This is a genomic window from Bacillus sp. N6, from assembly GCF_052805735.1.
This window is the reverse complement of sequence record NZ_CM127843.1, coordinates 1,909,170-1,932,539: the sequence shown is the minus strand read 5'-3', so window position 1 is coordinate 1,932,539 and position 23,370 is coordinate 1,909,170. Positions and strand designations below refer to the sequence as shown.

The following is a 23,370-nucleotide window of genomic DNA, read 5'->3' as shown; positions in this document are numbered from 1 at the left end:
CATCTTTTATTATACTATTTTTTTGTAATATATGCCCATTTATAACTGAAGTCCCCACCAAACGTATGATTAGCAATACCTTTTACAAATGGCTTCTCTAAATAAGCTGTACTTTGTTGGTACGTAGGAGAAATTGCTGCGTCTTGACCAATTAAGATTTTTTCAGCTTCCGCAAGTGCATTCCAGCGTGCTTTATCATCTTTTAATAGCTCTCCTTTTGATTTCGCTACTAAATCATCATACTTCGGATTAGAATAATCCATTTCATTAAATGAGCTTCCAGTAACAAACATATCAATATAAGTCATTGGATCCGGATAATCAGGGCTCCATGCAGATAATGAGAATTCATATTGGAATTTCTTTTCTAAATCTAGCTTTTGCTTGTATGGTTGCTGTTTCAAATTCACTTTAATACCAGGCAAGTTTTTCTCTAGTTCTTCCTTAATAAAGTCACCCACTTTTTTCCGGCTACCGTTATCATCGTTTAGTAATTCAACTGTAATTGTATCTTGACCAAGCTCTTTCTTCGCTTCTTCCCATAATTTTTTTGCTTTCTCTGCATTATCTTTACTATCACGGAAGTTTTTATTTACAGAGCGGAAATCTTTTCCATCCGGACCTGTCGTAAATTTTTCAGGTACTAAGAAATATGCTGGCAATGAACCGTCATTTAAAATGACATCAGCAATTCCTTTTTTATCGTATGCTAAATCAATCGCTTCACGTACTTTTTGGTTTTTAAATGTTGCATTTTTTTGGTTAAAACGCAAGAAATATATGCGTGGATCTAACTTCGTTTTAAATTCATCTGGCTTATTCTTTTTATATTTATCAACAAATTCAGAAGTTAAAATAACTCGATCTGCTTGATCACTATCATATAAATTTACTCCCGTGCTTGTTTCCTTCACAATACTTACATTAATTTCGTCTAATTTTACAGTATCTTTATCCCAATAATTAGGATTTTTCTTCAACTGATAATTTTGTTCATGTTTCCATTGACTCATTGTAAATGGTCCATTATATAATAATTTATCTGCTTCTAATCCGTATTTATCTCCTTGCTCTTTCACATATTTTTCATTTAATGGGAAAAATGTAGGGAACGACGTAAGCTCAAGAAAATAAGGTGCTGGTTGCTCTAATTCTACTACCAACGTTTTATCATCCTTCGCTTTAACACCCAATTGATCTGCTGGTAATTCACCTTTATTTACTTTCTGTGCATTTTTCACATCAAATAAAATGAATGCATATTCTGCCGCTAATGCTTTATCTAATGTACGTTGCCATGCATATACAAAATCTTGTGCTCGAACTGGATCACCATTTGACCATTTCGCATCACGTAATTCAAATGTATATGTCTTTTTATCTTCACTAATCTTCACATCTTTTGCCATACCTGGTGTTGGTTTATTATCTTTATCTAGACGATATAAACCTTCCATTGCATTTACAAATACACGGAAAGATACAGAATCCGTTGATTTAGATGTATCCATTGAAGGAATTTCAGCTGTTTCTAGCAAATTTAAAACTTGTTTATCGGCCATTCCCTTATTCGATTCTTTCTTCGTTGTCGAAGCCTTCTCACCATTCCCACATCCTGCAACCAATACACTTGTCGTTAACGCAAGTGCAGCAATTGTTGTTGTCTTTCTCTTCATTCTTCCTTCCCCCAATCTATATGTATAAGTTAAATCCTATATAATATATTTCATTATACAAAAGATTCTGATTATTTTAAATATTTATTTTAACAAACATAGAAAAAAGCGACCGGAAATTTCTTTCCAGTCGCTTTCTTGAATAGCATTTACTTGTAATCCATCCTCTATATCAAATGGATTTTGAACTTTAAATATTTCTTCCATCAGCTTCAAAAACTCTTCTTCAGTTTTAGATTCACCATTAACCATAAGTGAGTATGGTTCCACTTCACCTAATTTATAATCGACAACAAATTGAATCTTCACCTTTTGTCTTGGCGTTCCGGTGTTATATCCTTGGAATTCTACTAATTCTAACCCTTCCGTTCCACGATAATATATCCAACCTGAATTTTGAAAATAATTTTCGAAAGATTCACCTATTGAAAAGAAAGGATATTCATAAAGCGAGCTTGTACGAACCTTTTGAATAACGTCTCGATCAGTCGGAAAAAAGAAATGACTAAAAAATATGCTAGCAACTGCTAAAATAGTAACAATTGTCGCTCCCATTTTGCTCGTTCCGCCGCTATCATTGATTAGATAGTTTTCAACTGATTTATCTTTTATTTCTCTTGCTTTTATTCGGTATATACGTCTTTCCGCAAATTGATAGTATAATCCATTTGCAAAAATCCCCATTCCAAAAAGAATAAAAATGAGTAATAAAAACGTCAGAGGCACCATATTAATGATTGGCAACGCTACATTAAATCCCATATAGTACGAAAATGCATCACAAGCTACTAATAACAGCATAAATAAAGCAGCTGGTATATAATATTTACGATATCCTAGCCAGCCTATATTGAAAATAGCAGCCCAACCATTCCAACTCCACCTAGCAATCCGCTTATTCTCAAGCTCCCATTTCCTTTGATAATACGGATATTGTCTCCCTACATATACTTCCAGTTCATTATCTATTAACGAGCTACCTTCCTCTTGTTCATTATCCAAGTTTCGCTGACAACTTGCACAATTTAACTGTTCCTCCTCGCAAGGTTGCCCACAATTTATACATTTCAAAACAATCCCTCTTCCCATCCATACGTCATTTCAAAATACCTTCGTGTTTTAATAGCCACTCTTTCCTCCATAAACCACCAGCATATCCAACAAGCTTTCCACTCTTTCCTATTACACGGTGACATGGAACAATTATTGAAATTGGATTCCGACTATTCGCCCCTCCTATTGCCCGTACAGCTTTTATATTTCCAACTTTCTCTGCAATATCTAAATATGAAGCACTTACGCCGTATGGAATAGTATAAAGTGCATCCCATACATTTTTTTGAAATGCTGTTCCCTCTGCAGACAGCGGGACCGTAAACTCTTTTCTTTTCCCTTTAAAATATTCATCTAACTCATTTATACATTGTTCTATCATTTCATTTTTATTTTCTTCTTGTCGTTCATCAACAAATATAACAGACGTAATTCCTTCTTGATTCGCTTTAATTTCAAGCAAACCTACTTCGCTTTCATAATAAGCCTGGTACATATGCCATCCTCCAATTCAGTTCATATTAGTCATTGTAACACGAATATACAAAATTTTTCGTATAAGCGTTTTATTAGAGAAACAAAAAAGAGAATGGTAAAATATAAGAAAATTCAATCAAGGAGGCTATTTGATGAATTCCAAGCTTTTTTCACCTTATACAATTAAGAACGTTACACTAAAAAATCGTATCGTTATGTCGCCTATGTGTATGTATTCGTCGGAAAACGAGGATGGCCAAGTAACAAATTTCCATCTCATTCATTATGGAACAAGAGCTGCCGGTCAAGTTGGTTTAGTTATGATTGAAGCAACAGCCGTGTTACCTGAAGGTCGAATTTCTAACAAAGACTTGGGCATTTGGGATGACAACCTAACTGAAGGCTTACATAAAACGACTACTTTTATACATGATAACGGCGCAAAAGCTGCCATTCAACTCGCTCACGCCGGAAGAAAAGCTGAATTAGATACGAATGCTTTCGCTCCTTCTGCAATTCCTTTTAATGATAAGATGAAAATACCAGTAGAAATGAATATACAGCAAATCAAAGAGACTATATTAGCTTTTCAGAGGGCCGCGTTACGTTCAAAACAAGCCGGATTTGATGTTATCGAATTACATGGCGCTCACGGTTACCTTATCAATGAATTCCTATCACCACTTACTAATAAACGAACGGATGAATACGGCGGCTCACCTGAAAACCGCTATCGTTTCTTACGCGAAATTATCGACTCTGTAAATGAAGTTTGGGACGGACCAATATTCGTTCGTATTTCAGCAAATGATTATCATCCTGACGGGCTAACAGTTCAAGATTATGTTCAGTATACAAAGTGGATGAAAGAACAGGGAATAGATTTAATCGATTGTAGTTCTGGTGCAGTTGTACCAGCACATATTGATGTGTATCCTGGTTACCAAGTACAATACGCCAAACATGTTAAAGAGCATACTAAGATTGCAACTGGTGCAGTTGGATTGATTACGACTGGGTCACAAGCAGAACAAATTTTAAATAAGAACGAAGCAGATTTAATTTTCATCGGACGTGAGTTACTTCGCAATCCGTACTTCCCAAGAATAGCGGCCAATGAACTTGGCTTTGAATTGCAAGAACCTCACCAATATAAGCGAGCACCAGGAAAAATTCATACGAATAAATAAAACCGAGAAGTCATTCTTCTCGGTTTTATTTATTCTATCGTTGTAATTTCATTTGAATTATAAGTATGGATACCCGATTCTTCTCGCAGCGCGGTTATATACATACCTTTCGCCACATCTTTAGCTGAAATTGGTTTATACTTTTTGAAAGCCCCTTTAAAAATAAAAGGAATAATACGAGATAACTTTTCAGCCATTCGTTCGCCGAAACGAAATTCTTGTCGGTTTCCTACTAATAATGATGGTCTAAAAATGTGAATACCACCGATCACTAACTTTTGCAATTCTTCTTCCATTTTTCCTTTCACTTGTGAATAAAAGAAAAATGATTTAGGATTCGCTCCCATAGAAGACACAACAAGGAAATTTTGCACCCCTTGTTTTTCAGCTAAACAAGCAGCTCGTAACGTATATTCATAATCTACTTTTTTAAAATTTGCTTTTGTTTTTGCTTTTTTTATTGTTGTTCCTAAGCAACTAAAAACATCATCCACAGCAAAGAACTCTTTATATTCCTCTAATACCGAAAAATCAACTTGTTTCTGCTGTAACTTCTCATGTTGCAATTGCATTGGCTCTCTTACAAAAATAGTAACCGAATCGTAGTAATCTGATTCAAGTAATAGACGCGTTATCTCTTGTCCAACTAAACCACTTGCACCAAGTATTAACGCTGTTCGCTTATTCATATATGCATATACCTCTTATTTTACTTTTCTCTCCTTCAGTAAAATACAACCTTTAGGAGTTTCCTGCTCTTATTTTACCACAAGTAAAACACTATGCGTACGCATAGTGCTTTACTCACTCTTTTTTCTCATCTCTCTCTTGTAATTTCGTTATTGTTGTAGCGTCCCCTAAATTACTTATTAATCTTCTTAAAAAAATTAATACGAAAGATAATGGCAATACTACCGCTAATATTAATAAAATAGCTTCCATTAAGTAACCCAAGCGCTCATCCCCCTCTTTACCTCCTTTTCAATATATGAAAACAGCGTTGTCACATATGCATGCATTTGCAAAAATAATACACCTATATTTGACAACTTTATAACAAAAACAAATCGGAATGATTATTATTTATTGCAACTTTATTAAAGATGTATTATACTAAGTTCGCAAACTAAAACGTAATTATTCCGTTTTGTATTAAAATGATATTTTTCTTCTATAATTGGGGAAAATATATCCGTAAAAAAGAAAAGAGGAGAACTTCATGCCTAAAAGATTGACTATATTTTCATTCTTACTTATTTTTACCTTAATTTTCGCTGGCTGCTCAAATAAAAAAGAAAGTAATGCCAAGAAAGATGGAAAGCTAACAGTTTATACAACGATTTTCCCACTTGCTGATTTCGCAAAGAAAATCGGTGGCGACTATGTAAATGTTGAAGCAATTTACCCACCTGGTGCAGATTCACATACATTTGAACCAAGTCAAAAACAAACAGTACAAGTTGCAAAAGCCAATTTATTCGTTTATAACGGCGCTGAATTAGAACCATTTGCTGAAAAAATGGAAAAAACATTACAAAAAGAAAATGTTAAAATTGTAAATGCATCTAAAGGTATTGAGCTTCGTGCTTCTACTGAAGAAGAGCATCATGATCATGGAGATGGCCATAAAGAAGATGAACATCATCACGATAAAGACCCACATGTTTGGTTAGATCCTACTCTAGCAATGAAACAGGCAGAAAAAATTAAAAATGCACTTGTAGAATTACAACCTGAACATAAAAAAGAATTCGAAAAAAACTTTGCAGCACTTCAAACTAAATTTACTGATTTAGACGATCAATTTAAGGCAGCTGTAGCGAACGCAAAAACGAAAGAAATTTTAGTTTCTCATGCTGCCTATGGTTACTGGGAACAACGATACGGCCTAAAACAAATTCCTATCGCTGGAATTTCAGCTTCTGATGAGCCATCTCAAAAACAGCTTGCTGACATTACAAAAACAGTAAAAGAACATAATCTAAAATATATTTTATTCGAAACTTTCTCTACTCCAAAAGTAGCATCTGTTATTCAAAAAGAAACTGGTACAAAAGTTTTACGCTTAAATCACTTAGCTACTGTTTCTGAAGATGATGCAAAAAATAATAAAGATTACTTCACTTTAATGGAAGAAAACGTAAACACATTGAAAGAAGCAACAAACTAATACATTATATTTTCTAGGCAGCTGAATCTAGTATTCAGCTGCCTTTTTATGTATTTATCCTTGACTTGACCAAAATAACAAGTAAAATTATCCATATTAGCTTTAAAGCTATATTAATTTAGAAGGTGAGTTGGAATTATGAATCTTCACATTTGTGAAGTAACAGCAAAAAATTGGCGTTCAGTAGTTGCTTTAGACGTCGCAAAAGATCAGCAACAATTTATTGAAAGTAACGCGTTTTCTTTAGCAGAATCATTATATGAAGGAAACGGAACGTCAGTAGGTTTATATGATGGAGAAACACTTGTAGGTTATGCAATGTATGGATGGTATTCAGTAAAACATAAAAGTGTATGGCTCGATCGCTTTATGATTGACCAACAATATCAAGGAAAAGGATACGCAAAACGTTTCCTTCGCTTACTCATTCAATTCTTACAAGAAAAATTTGAATGCAAAATAATTTACTTAAGTTTACATCCAGCCAACAAACTTGCAATGGGACTGTATGAATCATTTGGTTTCCGCTTAAATGGTGATATTGATGATGAAGGTCCAGTTGTGGGTGTTGTAATGGAGTTACTAATAGACGAAAATACAAGCCTGTGAAAACAGGCTTTTTATTATACATGTATCAATTTTTAGTTTCTTTCCCTTATTTAATTCTGTTTTGTAATCTAATAGAATGCTCATAAAAAATAAGCCTGCAATTTACGCAGACTTATTTCACACACTCCTCGAAATGTTCTTGGAACCACTCTTTATTAATATCTCTTCCGATAAAAACTACTTCACTTACTCGCTCTTCACCCTCTTGCCACTCTCTATCGTACGAAGCGGCAAATAACGTATGTACACCTTGGAAAACGATACGTTTATCTACTCCGTCTATCGATAAAATTCCTTTGTAACGATATAAATATTCCCCTAGCTCTTGAACGACAGCTGACATCCACTCATTAAGCTTTTGTAAATCCAGCGGACGTTCTTCACGTAATACAAATGATTTCACACCTTCTAAGTGGTTATGTTCTTTATGAGGGTAAATTTGCAACGTATCTTTCGTTTTAAACGTTTGAATTTGTAATAAAGATGGTATATCTACCTCACAGTTAGTCGCCTCGATTAACTTTGCAGTCGGGTTAATTCCTTGAAGTTCATGCAAAAGATTTTCTTTCTCACTCTCTTCAATTAAGTCTAATTTATTTACTAAAACGACATCAGCAAACGCAATTTGCTCTTTTGCTTCTAATCCTTTTTCAAAATGTTTATGTATATGATAACTATCTACCACCGTTACAACACCATTAATTTGGTATGCAGATTGAATGACTGGATCTAAAAAGAATGTTTGAATAATCGGCCCTGGATTTGCAAGGCCAGTCGTTTCAATTACTAAACCATCAAAATCCATTTTCCCTTCCGCTTTTACGTCCAGTAACTGTTTTAAAGCAACGAGTAAATCTTCACGTACAGTACAGCATAAACAGCCATTTGTCATTTCCATAATTTCTTCTTCCACATTCATAATCAACTGATTATCAATGCCAATTTGCCCTATTTCATTTACAATCACCGCTAATTTCTTACCGTGATTTTCTGATAAAATACGATTTAATAATGTCGTTTTCCCAGATCCAAGAAAACCAGTTAATATTGTTACTGGAATCATTTCGTACATCTCCTTCTAGCTATATGTTTCTACATTATAGCATATGAACACTCCCCCACTTAGCAAATCTTGAAGTGGGGGTTTCTAACGTTTCGACCTAACGGACGATTAACGTGAGGGGAGTTAACACATTAGCGAGCTGTTTCACGCCTAACCCCTCTATCCCATTTGTCCATGCATTTGGGATTACCTTTCGTAAAATGTTAGCCGCAGCATTTACATCTGCATGAATTAAAGTTTTATTTGCTGAACGATATATGCCGCGCTCTATTCGTTTTCCTGAAAAAGTTGTATTTTGGTCATTTTCTCCATACGTTGGAATGAAGTCGTTATCCAGAAAACTTGCTTTCGATGTATATGATTCTTCAGTTACAACAACTTGAATGCCTACAGCATTTGCTTTGTATGTAATCATTTGAATCAATAAACTATGTGGGATATGACAAAACGTTTGGTTATTTCTTTTTCCCATATTCGTTTCTTGTTTCCAACTTTTGTTTTGACCAATAACAATTTTACAAACTTCTTCTTCTTGAGCTAGTTTTACGATATGGTGACTAACTTTATGGAAGACGTCTTTTATTTTCAAGTAACGTTTTTGATGAAGTTTTTCTATCCTTTTAGAAGTAAAAGGCCCTTCATTCGTTTGTTTTCCATTTCTAAGAACGCTTGTAAAATGACTCTTCATTTTGTTGTAATATTGATTTATGCTTTTGACATGTTTGCCCTTAACAAGGACAGGTTTCATACCTGTGTTTGTTACGATGGTTGCAAGGTTATCAATCCCTAAATCAATACTCATATAACGAGCATTCTCTTCAATCATTTGTTGTTCAGAAGGAACATCAATTACCAATTCCACTACATATTCATTGTATTTTGGAATCACACGAACTTGTTTCAGTTTACCCTCAGTGAAACCTAGTTTCCCAATATTTAATTGCAATTTCGTCTTTGGAAACTTTAAAAATCTATCGTTTTTAATGATGCAATCTTGGTTTGTATACAGAATCTCTTTTTCAGAAGAACGAATATACTTTGGAATTCTAGGCGGTCCAGCATATTTGTTTGGATTCTTTTTATAGTCTTTTAAACTAGCAAAAAAAGATTTCCAATTTTGGAACAAACCTTTCATGATTGACTGGCTACATTGCGTAGGCAAAGCTCGATAATCATTTTGAATCATAGCCTTAAATAGTGCATCTAGAAAGTTGTAATCTACATAAGGTTTTTCAAAATTAGGTTCTGAAAACAAATTACATGTAATCTCTTTCTGTTCTTCTTTAGGCTTTAATTTCTCTTTTTCCAATTTCTTCTGATAGGCAAGACGTTGTGTGTCATTCATCTTACCAATATTTTTATGAATATGATCCAGAACTTCTTTTTGCAAAGGCTGCAACTCTTTTTCTTGCGTTAATCCAGTGTACACCTGGCGTATATAAAAGTTTGTGGTGTTGTACATGTTCTTAGCGTTATGACAACATTCTTGAAAATAAGAATACATACGATGCCCTTTTTTAATCCAGATTTGAAGAGTTTTATAGTTTGATGGATTTTCCTTTGTCATTTTATTCACCTCCTGTTAAGGATATTATAGCAAAAACGGAACATACGTTTCTGTTTTTTTGCTTGAAAATAAAATATTTCTTTCGATTCACCTCACCACCTTCATTTACGTTTAGAGGTGGGAGTCCTCTCGAAAGGCATGATAGAAAAAATCGTTTTTATAGCAAAACATATTTATTGTTTGTACACCTAATTAACTATATAATAATATGTAGTAAGAAAGCCTTTTCAAAACATTATTATTCATCAAGGGGGTACTTATAATGGAGCGAGTTCAAATGGCTGAAACGCTAGAATTTTCTCGTATTATTCAAGGATTTTGGCGTTTAGCAGAATGGAATATGACAAAACAAGAATTACTTTCTTTCATTGAAGATTGTATGGATATGGGAATTACTACTTTTGATCACGCTGATATTTACGGCGGATATACGTGTGAAGGGTTATTTGGCGAAGCTTTACAATTAAAGCCTTCCTTACGAGAAAACATGCAAATTATTACAAAGTGTGGAATCGCTCCCCCATCACCGAAATTTCCAGAGCGATATGTTGCTCACTACAATACTAGTGCAGAGCATATTATGCAAAGTGTAGAAGCATCACTTAAAAATTTACATACAAATTATATTGACGTATTACTTATTCATCGTCCCGATCCTTTTATGGATCCAAATGAAGTGGCAAAAGCATTTACACAATTAAAACAAGAAGGAAAAGTTCGTCACTTCGGTGTATCTAACTTCTTACCTTCACAATTTAATATGTTAAGTTCGTACTTAGATTTTCCACTTATTACGAACCAAATTGAAGTTTCTGCATTGCAGCTTGAGCATTTTGAAAAAGGAACAATTGACTTATGCCAAGAAAAACGAATCAATCCAATGATTTGGTCACCTCTTGCTGGTGGTGAGATCTTTACTGGTCAATCAGAACGTGCTGTACGTGTACGCGAAACTGTGCAAAAAGTTGCTACTGAGCTAGGTGTTTCTAGTATCGATACGGTTATGTATGCTTGGTTACTTGCTCATCCAACTAATATGATGCCAATCGTTGGCTCTGGTAAATTAGATCGCGTAAAAACTGCCGCTCTTGCTACAAAAGTTAACTTAGACCGTCAACAATGGTTTACAATTTTCGAAAGCTCTAACGGACATCCTGTACCATAATGCATAAAAAGAAGAGCTGTTTTCTTACAGCTCTTCTTTTTCATATGTATTTCTAGTCATGGCAAATACACACATATCCCTTAATCCGTTTCCATCTACCGCAACACTCGCACTTTCTAACGTACCTTCTAACTTAAAGCCTAATTTCTCAGGTATCGCTCTACTCTTTTTATTTAAAGAATCACAACGAATTTCTACACGGTTTGCTTTCAATTCAGAAAAAGCGTAATCCGTTATACCTCTCGCAGCCTCTACCATATAGCCTTTTCCGCTAAACCTTGTATCAATCCAATATCCGATTTCAAATTGAGGTATATCCCAATTAATACGATGTAATCCGGCTGAAGCAATAAATTCACCTGTTTCTTTCGAAAACACTAGTAATCTTAAATCCTCACGTTGCAAAAATTGAATATGTGATTTTCTAATACTTTCTTCTATTTCTTGCTCTGTTTGCTCTTTTTGTGCAAACACCATCCAAGGTTTTAGTTCTTCTATTGAAGCCTGAATTGCATCATATACAACTTTACCATCTCCTGGTTTCGGCATTCGAATAAAAAGCCTGTCAGTATAAAATTCAGAAGGAAAATCGAATAATAACGGATTCACTGTAAACACTCCCCATAATTCTTTTATATATAATAATATCCATCTCAAGTTATATAGTAAAGAATTTTCTGAATTGAAAACCTTTTACTCATTCACTTCCAACGCTACACGAATTCCAGATTCAATCGCACCTTGAATCCATCCGTGATATAGCGTTGTATGATCTCCAGCGAAGAATATTCTCCCCTCTGGTTTGACAATCGCTGGTTGCAGCTCAGATTCTTGACCTGCTTGAAAAAGTGCAAACCCTCCAAGCGCATACGGATCCAATGTCCAGCTTTTTGATATTCCAGCTATGAACTCATCATACACTTGACCACCTAATATTGTTGCTAAGTTGTGTAATGCGTAATAAATACGATCACCTTTTGATAAACCATCCCATAACAATGCGTCATAAGACCATGTATAGCTACCTAACATCATAGCCGGTCCTTTCTCACCAATTCCATAACTTGGATAATAGGCATAACGAATTGGCAAATCTGTTATAATTCTGCCACCTAATTGTCCTTGTTCTTCCCAAAATCGGCTTTTAAATTGAATTCCTATTTTCGTCGCAGGCATATAATGTAATTCACGAATTGCTTTCCATTTTTCATGAGATATAGAATCAAACGGATCTACTTCTACAAAACGCATTGTCGAAAACGGAATGGTAACAATAACTAAATCTCCTGTAATACTGCTATATTCAAAAGTTTCCTCGTTCCGATAGAAAGCTGTCACACCATTATCGTGTTGATGTAGCTTCATTAATTTTTGATTATATATAATATTCTCTTCTAATTGCGGTAAAAATGACTTTGGCAATCTATCGTTCCCGCCCACAATTTCACAAAATCCGCTCTCCTCTTGCATAATGTATAGAAAGCGTAAAGTCTCTACAAACGATCGTTCCAAAAAACCTTCTAAATCTAATAGAACACCAATCATCTCAATTGTTACTGGCGAAAAGTAAGTATTATACTGATAAGGGTGATACTTCAAAAATTGTCCTGTGGAATATCTCCCAAAATCCTTCACTACAACATCCCAATTTTTCTCTGGATTTCTTTTAATAAAATTTATTATCGGCTGTACTGCTAATAACAATAGTTCTTCAGACGTTTTTCCCACTTCATTCATTTCCACAGGATACCTTAAAATACTTGGATTCTTTTCATATTGTTTCAACGTCGTTTTCCGTCCATTTACGTATATAATATCCGTCTCATTTCTATTAATAAAAGGACTCACCTGTAGCCCAAATTTTCTTATATACGCCATCGTTAATGTATGTGAATACGGAATTCTCATTGCTCCGACATCTAAATATAATCCGGTATCTTCCATTCTAACCGTTTCTATACGGCCACCTACCCGGTTGTTTGCTTCAAAAATTTTCACATCATGTCCTGCAGCCTTTAATAAAGATGCTGAAACTAATCCAGCCATACCAGCTCCCACTACAATAATTTGTTTTGGATATATCGTCTTCTTCAATCCTTTATCTATAACTTTTAACGCTTCATCCATTTCAGTGTTATACATTATATCTTTCTGCACAATTCCACCCCTTACTTCATCAAATGGACGTTAGTGGTTTAGTGCATTTTATTCATAAATCTCCATAAACATAACACCCTTGCAATTTGAATATTCACTAAAAGTACATAAGAGACAGATTTCATATTTCTTTATGCTTCGTATAATATAGCAACCGCAACGAAGGAGTGACTAAAAAATGAAACATACTTATGATTACCACGCTACAAAAAAGCATTTAGAATTAAAGAAACAAAACTTATGTAAAAAACTTAGCAATATGACACTATCTGAAAAAGAACGTGAACAGCTAAAATGTGAAATTGACAACTATGAATATATTTTAAATCTGGTCGAAATGAATCATTATGAACGCGGATTTTCTCGTTAAAAGCGGAAATAGGATTATCCGCTTTTCATTTTGAGCATTTCACTACGCATTTTTCATAAGTAAATATATAATAGGATGTACATTAAGATTGAGAGGTATATTCTATGATCAAGTTAAGTGTATTAGACCAATCACCTATTTCAGATGGTAGCACAGCAGCCCAAGCTTTTTCACATACAGTTACGCTTGCACAAGAAGTTGAAAAACTCGGATTCACACGTTTTTGGGTATCCGAACATCATAATTCCGTAAGCTTAGCTGGTTCAAGTCCAGAAATACTTATTTCTCATATTGCCGCAAAAACGGATCGTATTAGAGTCGGTTCAGGTGGTGTTATGTTACCACATTATAGCCCATATAAAGTTGCTGAGAATTTCCGTGTTCTAGAAGCACTGTATCCGAACCGCATCGATCTCGGTGTTGGTAGAGCTCCTGGTGGTATGCCAATAGCAACTCGCGCACTTCAAGAAGGAAAAATGGTCTCACTTGATCAATATCCAGAACAAATTGCAGACGTTGCAATGTACTTACATGATCAAATACCAGAAAACCATCACTATGCAAACTTAAAAGCTACTCCAGTTATCCCAACATCTCCTGAAATGTGGATGCTCGGTTCTAGCGGAGAGAGCGCTAAAATTGCTGCAAACAACGGAGCTTCTTTCGCATTTGCACAATTTATTAATGGCTTCGGAGGCCCTGAAGTTATGAGGGCTTACCAAGAACAATATCAGCCTTCATTTTTAGGAGATAGGCCTAATTCAATCGTTGCCATCTTTGTTATATGCGGAGAAACAAATGAAGAAGCGGAAAAAATTGCTTCTAGTTTAGATTTATCAATCTTATTATTAGAGCAAGGAAAACGAACTACTGGTACACCTTCTATTGAAACTGCTCAAAATTATTCATACAGTGCTTATGATTTATTCCGTATAAAAGAAAATCGTCAACGTATGATTGTTGGTGATCCGCCTTCTGTAAAAGAAAAAATAATAAACTTAAGCAAATCATACAATACTGACGAATTTATGATTGTCACGATTACCCATCAATTTGAACATAAATTAAAGTCTTATCGCTTACTAGCAAATGCTTTTAATTTATAACTCTAAAAAGAGATGCATCACATATGATGCATCTCTTTTTCTTACTACTTATTGTTTTTATTTCCTATATATTCAATAGCTTCTTTTAATAGCTCATCAAAGTTAATAGGATAATCATGATCTAAGTTAGGCACAACTTTATACTTATGTTCTATATTCTTATCTCTTAATAATCGTACAAATTGCTGCGTGGATTCGAAACAATCTTCATCTTGATCCCCGCATACTATATATCCTTTTATATGTTTATCCTGCAGCACTCTTAGCAACTCATCCCATTCTTCAATCTCAGGAAGCCATGGTGCCATAAAAATAAAACCATCTACATCTATATCTTTTTGTAAAATCGTATATAAAGCTACTCTTGCCCCTGCAGAAAAACCACCAATTATCACATTTTCTACTGTATGATTTTCTATAAACTTATTGTAATGCTCTTTTAATTCCCCTTTCCCTCTCTCTAAATCATCCCAAACAAATCCATCTGAAAACTGAATTTGTGAAGACTGTAGTAAAGCTAACGTGTAATCTTGTGTCAAAACTGATTTCCAATATGGCTCTATTATTTGAATATTTTCTTGGTCACCATGTATTGTAAGTAGTAGATTCCCCTCTTTCTTGCTATATATATATTTCACATCTGGTCTTTCCTTTTTATGTGCTAATTCTTCTCTTTCTTTACATAATTGCACCATTGTATGAAATTCTTTAAATTTATGTAGTGATTTTAAATCTTCGTCGGAAATTAAATATTCATTTCCATACCAGAATCCCTTTTCTATAATGGCCTCCCTCATTAAATGTAATGCTTCTTTTTCAAGTCCTGATGCACTTGCGAGCGCATACTTAAAATTATATATTTGCGCCTCATTCCCTATTACACCTATAGCGTTTTCCATTATATAATTGTACGCTTCAAAACTTCCTTTATTTGCATAACAACGTAACGTTTCATTTAATAATTGAATGTAAGTCATACTATTTTTCATGTACCAATTCCCCCGAAACTTTTTATAATATTTATTTTGCGAATCTTTATACCACTTTGTGAAGATTTTATATAACTCGCCCTAGCAATATCTTATTCTCCGAATGATACTTAATAGTTATCCTTCCCTATCCAATACATTTAATATAAATATTAATAAACTGAAAAGTCAATATTTTAACAAACAAAAAAAGACAACAATATATGTATTGTTGTTTTCATTACGTCTACCCGCTCTTTTGTTTTTTTCTATCTGGTTTACTTGAAACTAAATAATGTTTTTCTGAAATATATAAGTCTCTTTTTAAGCTACGATTTAAGTAAGGTCCTAGTTTCATTCCGCATATGAGGCGATCTTCGCTACCTTCAACAATTGGGAACATTTCTTTTTCTGTTACGTATTGATCTACTGCCTTTTGTACGACATCAATTTCTTTCACTAGGTTTAAATTTTCTGCTGTATGTTCAAATACCTCAAGCGTTTCCTTCGTTATGAGAAAATCATTTGTTGGAAATGCAGGTAAATACGGTTTTAACAAATCATAATTTACTGTATAATCTTCATTTACTAATACTGTATAAACGATATTAGCATTCGTTTCTAAAAACTGAGCCATCGCTTGTTCTAATTCATCTTTCGTAATTTCCCGCTCTTCTTTTCCAGTTCTGAAAAAGCGAAACATCGCATCGCCTCCTTTTTACTATATTATAGCATAAAAGAAAACTGAAAAATCATAAAAAAACCCATTGAAATAATTTTTCAATGGGTTTCTTTATATTTTTTATCGTTATTTTAAGAATGCACTTAGCATCCATACATGTTGTTCTAATGTTGTATGAATTGCTAACAGCATGTCAGCTGATGTTTCATCGCCAGCTTCGCCCGCAACTTCCATACCTTCTTTTAATTCTTGAATAAGTGCAGAATAATCATTCACTAATGTTTGCACCATTTCTTCTGCAGATTCTTTGCTTGTCCCTTCGCTGACACTAGATGTTGCAAGATATTCTTTCATTGTCGCTAATGGTTTACCTTCTAAAGCTAAAATACGTTCTGCTAACTCATCAATATACGTTCCAGCTTCATTATAAAACTCTTCAAATTTCTCATGTAATGTAAAGAAGTGTGGCCCTGTCACATACCAGTGATAATTATGTAGTTTCACATATAACACATTCCAGTTTGCTACCTGCTTGTTTAATACTTCAACAACATTTGTTTTCGTACTCATACAATCCACTCCTCTTATCATTTTGTAATGTTTATCTTTTAATAACCTAATTACATTTTACCATACATTCCCTTTCCTTTCGAACAATCGGCTTATATGTAACAAAGTTTTAACACCTTTAATACTTCCCTAATATCATTTAATTCATGTATTTTTTCAAACACTTCATACGTCTAATTGTCCAAGCTCATACATATGCATAATAGTACATCAAGCTCATCATAGTAGAAAGAGGGATAACATGGACAATCAACAATGGCAAGTAGCAAAGAAAGTAGCCGCTACTTATATCGGAACTGTCGTTGGAGCTGGATTTGCTACTGGACGAGAAATTGTTGAATTTTTCACAGTGAATGGATTATACGGGACAATTGGCATATGTGTAAGTGGATTTTTTTTTATTTGGCTCGGCACAAAGATGATGTTACTTTCATCACAAATCGGGGCATTTTCAGCGCAAGAATTTAACAAGTATTTATTTGGGGATGTATTTGGGAATGTTGTAAACACATTATTATTACTCGTTTTATTCGGCGTAACGAGCGTTATGTTATCAGGGGCTGGTGCAGTATTTGAAGAGCAACTTCGCTTACCAAGACAACTCGGTATTCTCATTACAGTTATCGCTTGTCTCATTATAAGTAGCCGCGGATTACAAGGTGTTTTTGAAGTAAATACACTTGTCGTACCTATTATGATGATTTTTATTATCGGACTTGCTATTACGACCTTTTTTCACGGTACACCTTCCATTAATAACACTATTCCTGCAGAGAGTTGGAATATGAAATGGATTACTAGCCCTATTACATATGTCGCCTTAAATCTTTCTCTTGCCCAAAGTGTTCTCGTCCCATTAGCCAGTGAAGTAAAGGATCGAAAAGCCATTTTTTGGGGTGGGATTTTAGGTGGTGCTGGACTTTCTTTAATTTTATTATGCAGCCATTTAGCAATCTTATCAGTCGATCAATTTTATCAATATAACATCCCAATGGCTGAAGTCATAAGAAGATTTAATGCAACTTTTCACTTCTTCTTCGTTCTCATTATTTTCGGTGAAGTTTTCACAACTTTAGTTGGTAATGTGTTCGGGATGACAAAACAGATGCAATCTATTACCGGGTGGAAAAATAACAATATTATTTTCTTCATTTTACTAATTAGTTATTGCTTTAGTTACATCGGTTACAGTGACTTACTTCACATTCTATATCCTATCATCGGATGGGTAAGTATTGTTATACTTCCAATCATTGCGTTTAAACAACTTCAAAAAACATAAAAAAGCATCCATGTTATTGGATGCTTTTTTATGTTCATTCACAATCATCACATACTTCCCAGTACGGCCCCATTTCTAATGCTAAATATGGCTTTAATTGCAACCGAATCATTCGACTAGGCATGCGCTCTAAAACAAATTGAATACCCTCTTCATCTTCGTCTAATTCAACTTTTGAAATCACAATTCTTTGTATAGTCGTAATGGGAATTCCATCTTTATATAAAGTGATTTTCACCTCATCGTATTCATTAAAATACAATTCGACACTCATTTGATTTTTCAGTATTTCATCAACAATTTTATATGTATCATTTTGTTCTTGGATTATATATTTCCATCCGCCTCTATCTTCTTTCGGAGCTGTTTGAAATAATGTCTCCAAATCCTCGTATAGCATAAGATAACCCCTCTCTTACTAAAAAACGATGAGTATTTTATATACCCTTTATCTCTATCACTATCCATAGCTATTGTACCATATATCACCGTTCTTACCGTATTCATTTGCTTCATAGATACTTATAAAATAACTAATTCTATCTCCATTATTATGTATATTACCTCATTACTCCATACACTCTTACAAGTTTAAATAGCGTCAGACTTTAATCCATGCAAATATTGTCTACTCTCCGCTTTTATTAGCTCACAGCATTCATACTTTTACATATAATAAGACTACCACAAATAAAAAAGGAGAGTGACTTATACCACTCCCCTTAAAAGAACTTCCCTATAGCTGCTAAAACTAATACGATTATTAAAATTGCAAATAATAATGAGACAATGAAACTAAAAATAGGTAACGCTTTCTTTTCATTCTTCTTAAATAGTAACTTTAAACTAAGAAAAATATTTACTGGTACAAGTATAAAATAAAAATATTTAACAATTTGTACCGAGCTATTCGAAAGTGTTTTTAATATAAACACTTCAATTAGAAAAACAATAAAAAATGAAATACTTAGCCAAAATGAGACGTAACTAAGCCAAGAATGTCTTTTTGTCCCCCAATACACTCCCATAATACTCTCCTTTTATTTGTATTCTATACGTTAATAATTATACACAAAGCTAACAAATACCTCTATTTTTCGACAAACATTATGTAAAATGCCATTTTAAACGTCATAAAGAAAGTCTACATCCCTATTTGATTTTACACAATAAAACAGACTACCCTCTAGTGGCATAATGCTACTAGGGGATAGTCTGTTCTCTATTAAACTTTAAATCTGTCAATTAGTCCTTGTAACTCTTCAGCCATTTGAGATAGCGTGCCCGCTGCGGATCCAATTTCCTCCATCGAAGCTAGCTGTTCTTCAGCTGAAGCCGCAACGTTTTGTGTGCTTGTCGCATTATTTTGCGCTGTCATTGCAATTTGTCCTACCGAAATAGATACTTCATTTGCCCCTTTTGACATTCCATTAGCCGTTTCAACCATCGTCTTAATTTGATTAGCTATTTCATTTGTAGATTGTAAAATTTCAGCAAAGTTTTGCTTCGTTTCATTTGCGATAACAAGTCCAGATTGAACTTCCTCATTTACATGATTCATAGATTTGACTGTCTTACCCATATCATCTTGTATTTCACATATTAATTTACTAATTTCACTAGAAGATACGCTAGACTGCTCTGCCAATTTACGCACTTCATCTGCAACAATTGCGAAACCTCTTCCATGCTCACCGGCTCTTGCGGCTTCAATCGCCGCATTTAAAGCTAGAAGGTTTGTTTGATCTGCAATATTTTGAATTACTTCTAAAATATCACCAATTTGTTTTGATTTATTATTTAGTAATTGTATAACTGCATCTGATTGTGACACAGATTCTGCAATAGACTGCATCTGGTTTACTGTTCTTCCTACTAGTTTCCCACCATCTTCTGCTTTTTCACGAGTATGTGCAGAAGCCGTATTAATAGATGATGAACTATTTGCTACATGCTGAATTCCTTCTGTTACATTAAACAGTAACATAGCGCCATTTTCTACACTTGTTGTTTGCGTCGTTGCCCCACTTGATATTTCATCCATTGCGATTGTGATTTGCTCAGTCGCTTCACTTGCTTGCCTTACACTTGCAGTTAGCTCTTCTGATGCCGCTGCAACATGCCCAGCTGAATCGTTAATTCTTCCGATTAACGTCCGTAACGAATTCGTCATCTCATTAAATCCTTTAGCAAGTTGGCCGATTTCATCATTAGAATGAATTTCAATTGTTTGCGTTAAATCCCCTTCACTTATTTCTTTAGAGGTAACAACTAATCTCTTTAAAGGCTTCGTAATTGAAAGTGTTACAAAATAAATAAGTGCTCCACCTATTACTAATGAGATAAGCATAACAATTAACATATTATAAAATACAGGTTGAGCAGCTTCAATTACTTCACTTGAGTACATAGTCCCACCAATTTTCCAACCTGTTTTTACATTTGTAGCAAATACCATATTCTTTTCACTACCGCCATAAGAATATGAAAAAGCACCGTGATTATCTTCATAAATTTTCTTTGCCCAAGAATCAGCCGCTTTTTCCCCTGATTTTTCTTGTGGATGAGCAATTATTTTTTGCTTTCCATCTAAAATGAAGGCATATCCTTTTTTACCAATATTAATTAACTTTGATGTTTTTAATAAATTATCTAAACTTAAATCTAGCGCAACAACCCCATTTTTATCTTCTGTTTGTTTTGCGATTGTTACAACAATATGTCCATTTCCTTTTGCCTTATATGGCTCAGTAACAACAATACCACCTTGTTTTGCAACTGCATCTTTATACCAAGAACGCTCTGTTGGATCATAGTCTGCTGCCATTTGTATATTTGGTTCTTGTACAAATTTTTTATCATTTCCGGCAACATATACTTGTTCAACATCTTTATTTAAATTTATATATTGAGATAACATTTTTCTTAATTCATCCTGATTATCTCCTTGATACATATTCCCCTGAATCACCCGTGCAAAATTATTTACATCATTAAATTTTGCATCAATCATTTGATTGATTAAATTATCCAGTATTTTTATATTGTCGTTGGCACTACTCTTAATTTGCGATTCAAAATTCTTTTTGGCTGTTTGATAAGACATGCCTCCGATAATAGACACAGCCGCAATTAAAATTACAAAGAATGAAATTAATAGCTTTTTTGCTACTTTCATATCACGAAACAAATTTAATAGTTTATCCATTATGAACCTCCTAATTTTCAAATTTTAAAGTTAAATTGAGTTAATTATGAATATTTCCCAATCCCTAATTATTATTTTCATAACCCATTATGATGAATACTTTGTAAAGTTTAAACAATTAAGTTCCCTTTGTCTATATATATGAATAATATTATTATAAAATTTACAAATAGAAAAAACCAAAGGGGCACCCTTTGGTTTTTACATTTTTTTATGTTGTTTAGAAAGCTTTTTCCACTTATCACGCTCTGCTCTGGCAAGGATTACATCTTGTTTTCTCATAAAATACGCCAGTTCTCTTTGTAATTTTTTATAGCTTTTCAAACGATCTATCGTAATAAGTCCGTTATCAATTGCACTATGCACCGCGCATCCTGGTTCATCCTCATGCTTACAATCACGAAAACGGCATGTTGTCGCAAGTTTTTCAATATCAGAGAATGTTGTTTGAATCGCTTCGCTTCCTTCCCAAAGTTGCAATTCTCTCATGCCGGGAGTATCAATTACGAGAGCACCACTTGGCAATTGAAATAACTCTCGATGCGTTGTCGTATGCCTCCCCCTACTATCCTCTTCACGTATATCTCCCGTTTTTGCTACCTCAATTCCTATTAGCGCATTTAATAAAGTTGACTTTCCTACCCCTGATGACCCAACTAAAGCAATTGTTTTCCCTGAAGAAACGAATTGTTTCAACGAATCAATACCTGTATGCTCTAAACTATCAACAACGAAAATAGGAACACCAATTGCTATAGCTTCCGTTTCTACAATTTTCTGTTCTACATCATTACATATACTACTCTTTGTTAAAACAATAACTGGCATAGCGCCACTTTCATACGCTAATAATAAATAACGTTCCATCCTTCTAACATTAAAATCATGATTAAGTGCATTCACTAAAAATAAATAATCTACATTTGCTGCTATTACTTGTTCTTCCGTTCGAGTACCAGCTTCTTGTCTAGAAAAAGAGCTTCTTCTCGGAAAAACACGATGAATAATAGCTTTCTTTTCATTCTCTATTTTCTTTATATACACCCAATCACCAACAGCTGGATAATCTCCCTTCGTTACTGCTTCATGCCGAAACTTTCCAGACAGTTCTGCCATATATTCACCATCATTACAAATAATTCGATATATATGCTTATGCTCAAGTAAAATACGCCCTACTTCAAAGTTCTCTACAGCTTGTTCCTCAAAAAAAGAATCCCAGCCATACGATTCTAAAATATTTTGATTCAAATTGATATCCTCCCTAGTTTAAGCTAAGTGGAAGGATAGTGCGCTCACTTATATCGTTTCGCCCTTTCCATCCACCTTTGTATTTGGTTTATTATTCATATAAGTTATTTTCGCCATAATACATCACCCCGTTCTTATTTTAATTACTCTCATTATATGGAATTCTCCTATAAAAAGCTACATCATTTAACGTAATTTTCAAATAACTTGTTTTTGAGCATTCTAATTTGTCCTCGGTGACTAATTTCATCTTCTAGCACATGAAACCAAAGATAGTGCTGGTTATATACTACACCGTTAGGCCACTTTCTTTCTGACATGAGCCACTCATTACCTTGTTCACTTAAATACTTCAGAGATTCTTCTCGAACACTTTGTAGAAGTTGTACATAATACTGTATTTCATGACCACAGATCGCTCTACCTGCTTCCCCTAAATACAATGCATCTTCCCATATTTCTAATTCTTCTTTTGTAAAGTCACGATCTTGAAATGAAATAAGCTGATGAACTTTTTCAATAGCTGCTATATGCTTTAATAAGGCGCCAATTGAATTTCCGCTGCTCTGCATAATTAAATCTAATTGCTCAACTGATAAATTTTTTACTTCGCCTAATGTTACAGCTCTCGTATGCTCAAGCATGCTTACTAATTCCCCTATTTTTTTTGTATAACCATCTACACTTCTTATTCGATAATCTATATTCATATGACGCACCCCTTTCTGCATTCATATTATTGTAAAAATGATTCATATAATAGACTGAAATCTATCGGAATTTTCTGTTATAATTAAATTGAATAC

General features: G+C 34.1%; 24 protein-coding genes. 7 read left to right on the top strand and 17 right to left on the bottom strand.

What is annotated here, in order from left to right; all coding sequences use genetic code 11:
- Positions 1-14 precede the first annotated feature (14 nt).
- From ACUXVC_RS09990 to ACUXVC_RS09980, 3 genes are all read right to left on the bottom strand, one after another.
- A complete protein-coding gene (locus ACUXVC_RS09990) occupies positions 15-1,676 on the bottom strand; it encodes a peptide ABC transporter substrate-binding protein (RefSeq protein WP_000824276.1) in 1,662 nt (553 codons plus the stop codon).
- An 84-nt stretch (positions 1,677-1,760) separates the two neighbouring features.
- Positions 1,761-2,765 carry a DUF2628 domain-containing protein gene (locus tag ACUXVC_RS09985; RefSeq protein ID WP_078401163.1) on the bottom strand — a complete coding sequence of 335 codons (1,005 nt, stop codon included), beginning with the start codon at positions 2,763-2,765 and terminating at the stop codon, positions 1,761-1,763.
- Positions 2,766-2,772: 7 nt separating this feature from the next.
- Entirely contained in the window at positions 2,773-3,225 is a 453-nt protein-coding gene (locus ACUXVC_RS09980; protein ID WP_069355456.1) for a methylated-DNA--[protein]-cysteine S-methyltransferase, read from the bottom strand.
- 133 nt (positions 3,226-3,358) lie between these two features.
- On the opposite strand from ACUXVC_RS09980, the gene namA reads away from it, so the two are divergent.
- Complete coding sequence (namA, locus tag ACUXVC_RS09975) at positions 3,359-4,396, top strand: NADPH dehydrogenase NamA (RefSeq protein ID WP_078401164.1); 1,038 nt, start codon at positions 3,359-3,361, stop codon at positions 4,394-4,396.
- Positions 4,397-4,425: 29 nt separating this feature from the next.
- Here the strand turns inward: namA and ACUXVC_RS09970 are convergent, their stop codons facing one another.
- The gene (locus ACUXVC_RS09970; protein ID WP_001042736.1) at positions 4,426-5,085 is read right to left on the bottom strand and encodes an oxidoreductase; all 660 of its coding nucleotides are present in this window, start codon (positions 5,083-5,085) and stop codon (positions 4,426-4,428) included.
- 115 nt (positions 5,086-5,200) lie between these two features.
- The gene (locus ACUXVC_RS09965; RefSeq protein ID WP_000540932.1) at positions 5,201-5,350 is read right to left on the bottom strand and encodes a hypothetical protein; all 150 of its coding nucleotides are present in this window, start codon (positions 5,348-5,350) and stop codon (positions 5,201-5,203) included.
- Positions 5,351-5,615: 265 nt separating this feature from the next.
- On the opposite strand from ACUXVC_RS09965, the gene ACUXVC_RS09960 reads away from it, so the two are divergent.
- Together ACUXVC_RS09960 and ACUXVC_RS09955 are read left to right on the top strand one after the other, a co-directional pair.
- On the top strand, positions 5,616-6,566 hold the full coding sequence (locus tag ACUXVC_RS09960) for a metal ABC transporter substrate-binding protein (protein ID WP_001126154.1): 951 nt from the start codon (positions 5,616-5,618) through the stop codon (positions 6,564-6,566).
- Between the two features lie 138 nt (positions 6,567-6,704).
- Positions 6,705-7,175, top strand: a complete 471-nt coding sequence (locus tag ACUXVC_RS09955) for a GNAT family N-acetyltransferase (RefSeq protein ID WP_050843336.1) — start codon at positions 6,705-6,707, stop codon at positions 7,173-7,175.
- Between the two features lie 112 nt (positions 7,176-7,287).
- On the opposite strand, the gene ACUXVC_RS09950 is transcribed toward ACUXVC_RS09955, so the two are convergent.
- Positions 7,288-8,238, bottom strand: coding sequence for a CobW family GTP-binding protein (locus ACUXVC_RS09950; protein WP_053564697.1), 951 nt, complete (start codon positions 8,236-8,238; stop codon positions 7,288-7,290).
- A gap of 97 nt (positions 8,239-8,335) precedes the next feature.
- Positions 8,336-9,805 (bottom strand): RNA-guided endonuclease InsQ/TnpB family protein, encoded by a 1,470-nt coding sequence (locus ACUXVC_RS09945; protein WP_106822295.1) that lies wholly within the window; start codon positions 9,803-9,805, stop codon positions 8,336-8,338.
- Between the two features lie 262 nt (positions 9,806-10,067).
- Here ACUXVC_RS09945 and ACUXVC_RS09940 point away from each other — a divergent pair, with 262 nt between their 5' ends.
- Positions 10,068-10,970 (top strand): aldo/keto reductase, encoded by a 903-nt coding sequence (locus ACUXVC_RS09940; RefSeq protein WP_069355452.1) that lies wholly within the window; start codon positions 10,068-10,070, stop codon positions 10,968-10,970.
- Between the two features lie 24 nt (positions 10,971-10,994).
- Here ACUXVC_RS09940 and ACUXVC_RS09935 read toward each other — a convergent pair whose 3' ends face one another.
- Positions 10,995-11,579, bottom strand: coding sequence for a GNAT family N-acetyltransferase (locus tag ACUXVC_RS09935; RefSeq protein ID WP_446026024.1), 585 nt, complete (start codon positions 11,577-11,579; stop codon positions 10,995-10,997).
- 84 nt (positions 11,580-11,663) lie between these two features.
- Positions 11,664-13,127, bottom strand: coding sequence for a flavin monoamine oxidase family protein (locus tag ACUXVC_RS09930; protein ID WP_446026023.1), 1,464 nt, complete (start codon positions 13,125-13,127; stop codon positions 11,664-11,666).
- Between the two features lie 178 nt (positions 13,128-13,305).
- Here ACUXVC_RS09930 and ACUXVC_RS09925 point away from each other — a divergent pair, with 178 nt between their 5' ends.
- Together ACUXVC_RS09925 and ACUXVC_RS09920 are read left to right on the top strand one after the other, a co-directional pair.
- Positions 13,306-13,497, top strand: a complete 192-nt coding sequence (locus ACUXVC_RS09925) for a DUF3896 domain-containing protein (RefSeq protein ID WP_000683366.1) — start codon at positions 13,306-13,308, stop codon at positions 13,495-13,497.
- Positions 13,498-13,601: 104 nt separating this feature from the next.
- Positions 13,602-14,603, top strand: coding sequence for an LLM class flavin-dependent oxidoreductase (locus tag ACUXVC_RS09920; protein WP_095691046.1), 1,002 nt, complete (start codon positions 13,602-13,604; stop codon positions 14,601-14,603).
- A 44-nt stretch (positions 14,604-14,647) separates the two neighbouring features.
- On the opposite strand, the gene ACUXVC_RS09915 is transcribed toward ACUXVC_RS09920, so the two are convergent.
- From ACUXVC_RS09915 to ACUXVC_RS09905, 3 genes are all read right to left on the bottom strand, one after another.
- Positions 14,648-15,592 carry an alpha/beta hydrolase gene (locus ACUXVC_RS09915; RefSeq protein WP_071731025.1) on the bottom strand — a complete coding sequence of 315 codons (945 nt, stop codon included), beginning with the start codon at positions 15,590-15,592 and terminating at the stop codon, positions 14,648-14,650.
- Between the two features lie 226 nt (positions 15,593-15,818).
- Entirely contained in the window at positions 15,819-16,274 is a 456-nt protein-coding gene (locus ACUXVC_RS09910) for a DUF3939 domain-containing protein (RefSeq protein WP_000488209.1), read from the bottom strand.
- Between the two features lie 105 nt (positions 16,275-16,379).
- Positions 16,380-16,823, bottom strand: coding sequence for a Dps family protein (locus ACUXVC_RS09905; RefSeq protein WP_000105199.1), 444 nt, complete (start codon positions 16,821-16,823; stop codon positions 16,380-16,382).
- Positions 16,824-17,064: 241 nt separating this feature from the next.
- Between ACUXVC_RS09905 and ACUXVC_RS09900 the strand changes: the two genes are divergently transcribed.
- On the top strand, positions 17,065-18,105 hold the full coding sequence (locus ACUXVC_RS09900) for a YkvI family membrane protein (RefSeq protein WP_000370209.1): 1,041 nt from the start codon (positions 17,065-17,067) through the stop codon (positions 18,103-18,105).
- A gap of 34 nt (positions 18,106-18,139) precedes the next feature.
- On the opposite strand, the gene ACUXVC_RS09895 is transcribed toward ACUXVC_RS09900, so the two are convergent.
- The 5 genes from ACUXVC_RS09895 to ACUXVC_RS09875 all read right to left on the bottom strand — a co-directional run bounded on the left by ACUXVC_RS09895 (position 18,140) and on the right by ACUXVC_RS09875 (position 23,274).
- Positions 18,140-18,505, bottom strand: coding sequence for a DUF3979 family protein (locus ACUXVC_RS09895; RefSeq protein WP_000965063.1), 366 nt, complete (start codon positions 18,503-18,505; stop codon positions 18,140-18,142).
- 322 nt (positions 18,506-18,827) lie between these two features.
- A complete protein-coding gene (locus ACUXVC_RS09890; protein ID WP_000539571.1) occupies positions 18,828-19,133 on the bottom strand; it encodes a hypothetical protein in 306 nt (101 codons plus the stop codon).
- Positions 19,134-19,330: 197 nt separating this feature from the next.
- The gene (locus ACUXVC_RS09885) at positions 19,331-21,313 is read right to left on the bottom strand and encodes a HAMP domain-containing methyl-accepting chemotaxis protein (RefSeq protein WP_065483269.1); all 1,983 of its coding nucleotides are present in this window, start codon (positions 21,311-21,313) and stop codon (positions 19,331-19,333) included.
- Between the two features lie 201 nt (positions 21,314-21,514).
- Entirely contained in the window at positions 21,515-22,564 is a 1,050-nt protein-coding gene (gene rsgA / locus ACUXVC_RS09880; RefSeq protein ID WP_001073089.1) for a ribosome small subunit-dependent GTPase A, read from the bottom strand.
- A gap of 182 nt (positions 22,565-22,746) precedes the next feature.
- Positions 22,747-23,274 carry a DinB family protein gene (locus ACUXVC_RS09875; RefSeq protein WP_001018102.1) on the bottom strand — a complete coding sequence of 176 codons (528 nt, stop codon included), beginning with the start codon at positions 23,272-23,274 and terminating at the stop codon, positions 22,747-22,749.
- Between the last annotated feature and the right edge of the window lie 96 nt (positions 23,275-23,370).